General features: G+C 66.2%; 8 protein-coding genes and 1 pseudogene. 3 read left to right on the top strand and 6 right to left on the bottom strand.

The features are described from left to right. Positions 1-30 precede the first annotated feature (30 nt). The 4 genes and pseudogenes from map to SP6_RS21755 all read right to left on the bottom strand — a co-directional run bounded on the left by map (position 31) and on the right by SP6_RS21755 (position 2,526). On the bottom strand, positions 31-795 hold the full coding sequence (gene map, locus SP6_RS11260) for a type I methionyl aminopeptidase (protein ID WP_007405015.1): 765 nt from the start codon (positions 793-795) through the stop codon (positions 31-33). 1 nt (position 796) lies between these two features. Then, complete coding sequence (locus tag SP6_RS11255) at positions 797-1,006, bottom strand: ParD-like family protein (protein WP_007404884.1); 210 nt, start codon at positions 1,004-1,006, stop codon at positions 797-799. A 40-nt stretch (positions 1,007-1,046) separates the two neighbouring features. Then, on the bottom strand, positions 1,047-1,406 hold the full coding sequence (locus tag SP6_RS11250; RefSeq protein WP_007404983.1) for a YbaN family protein: 360 nt from the start codon (positions 1,404-1,406) through the stop codon (positions 1,047-1,049). A gap of 150 nt (positions 1,407-1,556) precedes the next feature. Next, positions 1,557-2,526 (bottom strand): annotated as a pseudogene (locus SP6_RS21755) (Na+/H+ antiporter NhaA). 283 nt (positions 2,527-2,809) lie between these two features. Here SP6_RS21755 and lldD point away from each other — a divergent pair. Further along, positions 2,810-3,970, top strand: a complete 1,161-nt coding sequence (gene lldD, locus SP6_RS11240; RefSeq protein WP_007404882.1) for an FMN-dependent L-lactate dehydrogenase LldD — start codon at positions 2,810-2,812, stop codon at positions 3,968-3,970. A 12-nt stretch (positions 3,971-3,982) separates the two neighbouring features. On the opposite strand, the gene SP6_RS11235 is transcribed toward lldD, so the two are convergent. Beyond that, positions 3,983-5,491, bottom strand: coding sequence for an MDR family MFS transporter (locus SP6_RS11235; protein WP_007404967.1), 1,509 nt, complete (start codon positions 5,489-5,491; stop codon positions 3,983-3,985). A 214-nt stretch (positions 5,492-5,705) separates the two neighbouring features. On the opposite strand from SP6_RS11235, the gene SP6_RS21255 reads away from it, so the two are divergent. Both SP6_RS21255 and SP6_RS11225 read left to right on the top strand, forming a co-directional pair. Next, the gene (locus SP6_RS21255) at positions 5,706-6,092 is read left to right on the top strand and encodes a hypothetical protein (protein ID WP_139063025.1); all 387 of its coding nucleotides are present in this window, start codon (positions 5,706-5,708) and stop codon (positions 6,090-6,092) included. Between the two features lie 58 nt (positions 6,093-6,150). After that, positions 6,151-6,339 (top strand): hypothetical protein, encoded by a 189-nt coding sequence (locus SP6_RS11225; RefSeq protein ID WP_007404910.1) that lies wholly within the window; start codon positions 6,151-6,153, stop codon positions 6,337-6,339. Between the two features lie 220 nt (positions 6,340-6,559). Here the strand turns inward: SP6_RS11225 and SP6_RS11220 are convergent, their stop codons facing one another. Next, entirely contained in the window at positions 6,560-8,389 is a 1,830-nt protein-coding gene (locus tag SP6_RS11220) for a methyl-accepting chemotaxis protein (RefSeq protein ID WP_007404911.1), read from the bottom strand. Between the last annotated feature and the right edge of the window lie 91 nt (positions 8,390-8,480).

The raw sequence follows: 8,480 nt of genomic DNA, 5'->3' as shown, positions 1-8,480 counted from the left end.
CCACCTCCCCTTACAGGGGAGGAACACACTTCAGCCCACCTTCTCACCCTCCCGCAGGGTCAGCACCTCGACGCCGGTCTTCGTCACCGCGACCGTATGCTCGAACTGCGCCGATAGCTTTCCGTCGTTCGTCACCACGGTCCAGCCATCCTCGGCGGTCGACACGCGGTGGGTGCCGGCGTTGATCATCGGCTCGACGGTGAAGGTCATCCCCTCGCGCAGCGCCGGGCCGGCGCCGGGCCGGCCGAAATGGAGGATGTTCGGCTCCTCATGCATCTCGCGGCCGATGCCGTGGCCGCAATAATCGCGCACCACCGAGCAGCCATGCGCCTTGGCATGGCGCTCGATCGCCGCGCCAATATCGCCCAGCCGCGCGCCGGGACGGACCTGGGCGATGCCCTTCCACATCGCGGCCTGCGCGACGCGGACGATCTTGCGCGCGGCGGGCGAGACCTCGCCGACCATATAGGTCTTGCTCGAATCGGCGATGAAGCCGTTTTTTTCCAGCGTGATGTCCAGGTTCACGATGTCGCCGTCGCGGATCACATCGTCCGCGCTCGGCACGCCGTGGCACACCACCTGGTTCATCGAACTGTTGAGCACATAGGCAAAGCCATATTGCCCCTTGCTGGCGGGGCGGGCGGCCAGGTCATGGGTGATGAACCGCTCGACCAGATCATTGACCGCCAGCGTCGACATGCCGGCGAGCGACAGCCCGTCCAGCATCTCGAACACGCGCGCCAACAGCCGCCCCGACACGCGCATCAACGCCAGTTCGTCCGATGTCTTGATCATGTCAGGCGACCAGCGTCGCCGTCGGCGGGGCGATGTCGGCGGCGGCCATCTGCGCCTTCACGATCTCGTGGAAGCTCAGCGTTGGATTGGCCTCGGCCAGCATGCCCATCTTCATCCAGAATTCGGCCTGCGCGTTGATCGACCGACACATGACGGTGCTGGCGCGGCGAATGTCTTCGTGAAGCTGATCGTCGATTTTTACAATGCCCATATACGGAGCGTATATGGTCCGTATATCCGAAGCGCAACCGTCAGCGGCCGGGGCGGGACAGGACGAAAGCCGCACAGCCGCCCATCACCACCGCCACCAGCACGGCGAGCCCCGGCCCCGGCCGCGCGCCGAACAGGAACAGCCCATAGCCCAGGGTCATGCCGCCACAGGCCATCGCCTTGGCGCGGGGGCCGATCGCGCCGCGCTCCCGCCAGTCGCGCAGGGTGGGGCCGAAGCGCGGATGGTTCAGCAGCCACGCCTCCAGCCGTGGCGAGGACCGCGCGAAACACCCCGTCGCCAGGATCAGGAAGATCGTCGTCGGCATCAGCGGCAGGACCGCCCCGATCATGCCGAGCCCGACGAACAGGCATCCCAGGGCAAGCCAGCCGAGCCGTATCATATGGGCTGCCTATCGCGTCGATGCCGCCAAGGCAAAGCCAAAGCCGGTGGGACTTGCCGCACCAAAGGCGCCTTGCCGCACGACAGGTGGCACCCTCCGCCAGGCCTTTGGCCTGCCGCCTCTCCTCGCAGGGGAAAGGATGTGCCCGATTTAACCTTCGCGATGGGCTCGTCGTAGCACCGAATAGCCGAGCAGCCCCGACAGGATCGACTCCATCAGCACACCGATCTTCGCCTCGGCCTGAAGCAGCGGATCGCCCGGGAAGGCGAGCAGTGTGATGAAGATGCTCATCGTAAATCCGATACCGCATAGCAGGGCCATGCCGAACAACTGGCTCTGGCTGGCATGGGCCGGGCGATCGGCGAGGCCGAAGCGGACGGCGAGGCTGGTCATCCCAAACACGCCGACAACCTTGCCGAGTAGCAGTCCGACCCCGACGCCCAGCGTCACCGGCGATAACAGCGCGCCGGCAGGCAGGCCCAGGATCGGCACGCCGGCATTGGCCAGCCCGAATAGCGGCAGGATGACGAAACCGACCGGGCCATGCAGCCGGTGCTCCAGTCGGTGGAGCGGGCTGTCCGCGCCGTCGCAGTCCGAGCGCGCGGGCGTGCGCTGCAGGGGATGGTGAGGGCCAGCAGCACGCCGGCGATCGTCGCATGGATGCCCGGTCGCCGACCAGCATGATGACCGCCAGCGCAAAGGCGATGTCGGCCGCCGCCGGGATCGCCCATCCCGCCACCGCACCACCGCACCACCGCACCACCGCACCGCCGCGATTGAACGCCAGATAGACGAGCGCGGGACAGATCGTTCCGCCCAGCGCCGCGATGCCGGGCAGCAGCCGACGCGGCCAACTCGACAACTGACCATCCAGCATCTCGCGCTTGATCTCCAACCCGACGAGCAGGAAGAAGATCGCCATCAGTCCGTCATTGATCGCATGACCGAGCGACAGCGAGCCGACGCCTATGTGGAGCAAATGCGCATAGGCCTCGCGCAGCGGCGAATTGGCGATCAGCGGTGCGAGCGCGGCGGCGGCCATCAGGATGATGCCCGACGAGGCCTGCGAATTGAGGAAACGGCGAATGGCGCTGACACGGCGCGGCAGGGGAACGGGCATGGCAAATGGCTCCGCACGATCGGACATCACCGGCGGCCGAACCGGTGCCCAAACCTGCCCATCCTTCGCGAACACCCGGCCCCGCGATCGCATCCCGTGGTGACCGGATGCAAGAGCCTGTCCGGGCCATTGACCATCACGCCGGATCGGAGTGTAGGGACAGCGAGGTCGCCGAAGCGCGATCGATCGGAAAGGGCAGGCGGATGCAGGATCGAACCACCGGACGGGAACAGGCGCGAGGGAAACGGGCCCTGGCGACCGCCATCGCGACGGGCCGTTCGGCATGAGGAAGGCCGCCTCCGCGCTCGATTATCGCACGCTCGCCAAGCGCCGGCTGCCGCCCTTTCTGTTCGAATATATCGATGGCGGCTCCTATGCCGAGGTGACGCTGCGCCGGAACATCACCGATCTGGAGGCGGTGGCGCTGCGCCAGCGCATCCTGCGCGACGTGTCGACCATCGATGTGTCAACGACGCTTTTCGGCCGTCGACAGGCGCTACCGGTCGCGCTGGCGCCGGTCGGCCTTGCCGGCATGAATGCGCGTCGCGGCGAGGTTCAGGCGGCGCGCGCGGCCGAGAAGGCGGGCGTGCCTTTCTGTCTCTCGACCGTTTCCGCCTGTCCGCTGGGTGAGGTGGCGGCGGCTGTTGCCGATCCCTTCTGGTTCCAGCTCTATATGATCCGCGATCGCGGCTTCATGCGCGAATTGCTGGCCAAGGCGAAGGCGCTGGGTTGTTCGGCGCTGGTCTTCACCGTCGACATGCCGGTGCCGGGTTCGCGCTACCGCGACTATCATTCGGGGCTGGCGGGCAATCCGGGGCTGACCGGCGCGCTGCGGCGGATGTGGCAGGGGGTGATGCATCCGCGCTGGGCCTGGGATGTCGGCATCCATGGCCGCCCGCACCAGCTCGGCAATGTCGCGCCGGTGCTGGGTAAGAATACCGGGCTGGAGGATTTCTTCGCCTGGATGCGCAACAATTTCGATCCGACGGTCAGTTGGCGGGACCTGGATTTCATCCGCGACACCTGGGACGGGCCGCTGATCATCAAGGGCATTCTCGATGCCGAGGATGCGCGTGCCGCCGCCGGGATCGGGGCGGACGGGATCGTCGTGTCCAACCATGGCGGACGTCAGCTGGACGGCGTCCTGTCGAGCGCCCGTGCGCTGCCGCCGATCGCCGAGGCGGTGGGGGACCAGTTGACCGTGCTCGCCGATGGCGGAGTGCGGTCGGGGCTGGACGTGGTGCGGATGCTGGCGCTAGGCGCGCAGGGCGTGCTGCTCGGCCGTGCCTGGGTCTATGCGCTGGCGGGCGGCGGGCAGGCGGGCGTGTCGCATCTGTTGCAGCTTGTCGAGGCCGAGATGCGTGTCGCCATGGCGCTGACCGGCGCGACCGATATCGGCCAGATCACGCCCGATATCCTCGCCACCCGCCCGCCCGTCCTGTAAGGCGCCCGCTGCTTACGCCCCGTCGTCGGTCGGGTGATGACCGCTCATCGCCGCGCCGGCATCGGTGGCAAAGCGGCGGTTCCAGATGATCGCCGAGGCGGAGATCGTCGCGACCACGACAAAGGCGATGGAGAAGTCGGTGAGTGAGGGCTGGGCGCGGTTGCCCAGCCAGGTGCCCAACTCCAGCACAGTCGCGGCGGTGCAGATGCCCAGCGACAGCGTCAGTTGCTGGAAGGTCGCGTAAAAGCTGGTCGCGGCGCTCATTCGATCCTTTTCGATATCGGCATAGGCGATGGCGTTGAACCCGGTGAACTGGAACGAGGTGAAGAAGCCCGACACCGCCAGCACCATCATGATCGCCACGATCGGCCAATCGGGGCGGAACAGTGCGCAGGTCGCATAGCCCGCGCTGCTGACCAGCCCGGAGACGATCAGGCTGCGTCGAAATCCCCAGCGGCGCAGGACGCGCGGCGCCAGCGCCTTCATCGCCAGCGCGCCGATTGCCCCGGCCATGGTGATCGTCCCCGTCCGCGCCGCGGTCATGCCGAAGCCGATCTGGAACATCAGCGGCAGCAGGAAGGGTTGAGCCCCTTGCGTGATCCGGGTCAGCGAGCCGCCGATTACCGACAGGCGGAAGGTCGGTACGCGCATCAGGCCGGGGTCGAGGATCGGTTCATATGTATGCCGGGCATGGCGGAGATAGGCGAGCCCCAGTACCAGCCCGACGACCAGCAGGCCAAGTGCGACCAGCCCGGTGCCCGGCCGGCTCGCCAGCTCGAACCCGAACAACAGGCATCCCAGCGATGCGCCCGACAGGAGAAAGCCCGACACGTCGAACCGGGTGCGCGGATCGCCGCGCACATCGGGGATGAGGAAGATCGACCCCAGTATGCCCAATATGCCGATCGGGATGTTGAGATAGAAGATCCAGCGCCAGTCGAGCCAGGTGACGATGAAGCCGCCCAGCGGCGGCCCCAGGATCGGCCCGGCCAGTGCCGGCATCACCAGCCAGGACAGCGCCTGGACCATATCCTCCTTGGCGACGCTGCGTAGCAGGACGAGCCGCCCCACCGGCACCATCATCGCGCCGCCGATCCCCTGTACGAAGCGCGCGACGACCAGCACCGGCAGTGAACCCGCCTGTGCGCAGGCCACCGAGCCGAGCAGGAAGATGACGATCGCCGAACAGAAGATGGTGCGCGACCCGAACCGATCGGCCAGCGTTCCGCTCGCGGGGATGAACAGCGCCAGGGCAAGCAGATAGCTGGTCAGTGCCAGGCTGAGCCCCGTCGCGGGGCTGCCTAGATCGCGCGCCATGGTGGGTAGCGCGACGGTCAGCACGGTGCCGTCCAGCTGCTGCATGAACAGCGCGGACGCGACGACGAGGGCGATGATGCGATAGCCGCGTGTCTGGGGGGCTTCCTTGCTGCCCGCTCCGCTCGTAACCGCCTCGACCCCCGGTGCCAAACCATCATTCACATCGGCACTCATCGAGGCCAGATTACGTCGTCGCCACCGCATGCCTGTTTCGTTTTCCTTTCGGTCCGGCGTCTCAACGCAAAAGCGACGCAAGCGATCAATAATGCCGGCGATATCGCGACTGATGCCCGTCGCCGTTCCGGATCGACGGGATGCCCGATCGTTGCGCCGAAAACCCCGTGCGCCCCTTTTCATCACCTGGCAAATGGGATAATGATAATCACTCGCATATAAGGGATGGACTCAAGCGTGAAATATGGCCGCAGATACAATGCCCAAGGCGCAGGGGCATAAGAGCGCACATCGGGTAGGCCGGAATCTGGTCATTACTTCCATGCGGATCTGGCGGGCCGCGAGGGACGAGCATGAACCGGTCCAGCAACGGCTTCATGCCATGCTGGCGCCCATGGGCTGCGGCATATTGGCACCGGTGTTCGACAGCCTGATGACCTTGTGCGAAGCGGCGCTGGGCCGACCGATCGTGGTCGGCCAACGTCGGCGGTCCGAAGATGAAAGCATGGTGATCGGTCTGTTGGAGGGTACGCGGTCCCGCACGGCTTGCGTGAACTGTCCGCGCGCGACGGCTTCCGCGCTGGACTGTGCGCTGTGCTCGACGCGGATCATGCTGGCGCTCACCCGCTGAACGGTGCGGGGACAAACACACGTCCGGTGCGTTGATGGGGTGCAATCAGGAGAGCGACATGCGCGAAGATCCCATCAAGCCCGACGAGCCCCAGAATTTCGCGGACCTGCCCATCCAGCCGACGGGCTCCGGCGTGCAGGATTTGGAAATCGCCTATGAGCAGATGCGTCTGTCCGAGGCGGATGTGGCGGCCGTCGCTGTCGAGGGGGACTCCGCCGTGGCGGAGTCCGAAGCCCACCCAAGCTGACGTCTGAGCGGATTTTCTGGGCCTCGATCCCCTCCCTGTAAGGGGAGGGGATCATATCATGTAATGAGGGAGCCGGTTGCAGGATTGGTCTTACCTCTCCGACCGGCAAACTCCTCCGTCAGGCCTTCGGTCTGGCAGATCCCTTTCCGGGAGAATTATTGGGGTCAGCCGGTTCGGTTGTGGCATGACCTCGCTACGAGGGGCGGCCAGAGCCTTTCCATCAGAATGTCGACCAATCGTCATCATCGATCGCCAGCGCGGTATTGCCGGCCACGCGAGGGCGCGGAGTCGGGGCTGGGCGTGGAGTCGGTTCGGCCGGCTGTGGTTTGGGCGCGACCGGCTTGGACAGGCTGCCGATGCGGAAGCTGGCGATCTGCCGGGTCATGCCATCGGCTTCGGAAGCCAGGCTGCGTGCAGCGGCGGTCGCCTGTTCGACCATGGCGGCATTCTGCTGGGTCATGCCGTCCATCTCCGCGACGGCGGTGTTGACCTGCTGCAATCCCGTGGCCTGCCGGTCGGCCGAGTTCGCGATGTTCGAGACCAGGCCGTCAATCTCCGCGATCCGCTGGATGATACGCTGCAGGGCGTCACCCGTTTCGCCGACCAAGCGGACGCCTTCCTCCACCTGATCGGACGAGGCGGTGATCCGGGTCTTGACGTCCTTTGCTGCGTCGGCGGAGCGCTGGGCGAGCGCGCGTACCTCGCTGGCGACGACGGCGAAGCCCTTACCCGCATCGCCCGCGCGCGCCGCCTCGACGCCCGCATTCAGGGCGAGCAGATTGGTCTGGAACGAAATGCCGTCGATGACGGCGATGATTTCGCTGATTTCGCTGGACGCGCGTTCGATACCGCCCATCGCCTGCACGGCGCGACGCACGATCTCGCCCGATTCCCGCGCCTCTTCGCGCGCTTCGCCGACGATACGATTGGCCTGGGATGCGCCGGCGGCGGTTTCCTTCACCGTCGTCGTGATCTCGTCCATCGCGGCGGCCGTCTCTTCAAGCGAGGCGGCCTGTTGCTCGGTGCGCTGCGATAGATCGTCGGAGGCCTGGCGGATGTCCCCGGCGCCGTTGTTGATGCTGCTCGCTGCCGTCACGACGGTGCTCAGCGTCTCCTGGAGCGCGGAGACCGCCGCGTTGAAGTCATGCTTGATCTGCGCGAAGGGGCCGGTCAGCTCGGCGTCGATGCGCGCGACCAGATCGCCCTGGGCGAGGCGCGACAGGGCGTTGCCGAAACTGTCGCAGATGAGATGGGTCTGTTCCTCCTTGGCGCGTTCGGCCGCGACCAACTGATCCCGCAAGGCGCCGGTCGCACCCGCGAGCTGGCCCAGCTCGTCCCGCCGGTCGCTCGACGGGATGGTGACGTCCATCCGTCCCGACGTCATGCTCTTCAGCACCTCGATCAGGGTCAGCAGCGGCGCAACGATATAGCGGCGGCTGGCAAAGCCGATCGCCATCACCAGCGCGAAGGTCGAAAAGGTCGTCACCGCCAGCAGGATGTTCGCCATCATCGCCACGCGCGACGCTTCCTGACCGACATCGGCCAGGTGCGCCTCGATCAGATCCGACAGGTCGCTCATCCCGCGCTCCAGCTTCTGGAAGGCCGCGAGAAACGGCGGCAGCAACGAGGATGCGCGAGCCCGATCGTTGACGGCTGCGTCGGAGATGTGCTGCGCGGTGGCGATATAATCATCGACCAGCGGCTGGATGCGCTTGGCCTGCGCCATGACCTCGGGGGCGGCTGCATAGCTCGCATCGGCCAGGACCGATTTGCGGAGCAGCGCCGTGTCATCGGCCAGGCTCTTGCGGCTGTCGGCCAGGTTCAGGTCGCCGATATTGGCGGCGCGCAGGACCGAAAACACGTCGCCGCGCACGGAGTCGTGCATCATATCGGCGGTCATGTGATTGCGGAGCAGCGACGACCCCTGAGTGATTCCCTGGCGCGCCGCCGCCTGCCGCCCATTGGACCAGACACTTCCTGCGCCGGAAGCGAGCACCAGCAGCACGATCGCGGCGATCGCGGCGGTGACCATCTTGTTGATCGATTGCATCCGATCTCTCTGCGCTGTGAACGAGTGGCACCACCTAAACACCCATGATCTAATATTAAGTTACCGGAACCGCAGGAGCGCTTGCGTCGCA

This window comes from Sphingomonas paucimobilis NBRC 13935 (assembly GCF_000739895.2).
GTDB lineage: Bacteria > Pseudomonadota > Alphaproteobacteria > Sphingomonadales > Sphingomonadaceae > Sphingomonas > Sphingomonas paucimobilis.
The sequence above is the reverse complement of the archived record's forward strand: the minus strand, read 5'-3'. Positions and strand labels throughout refer to the sequence as shown.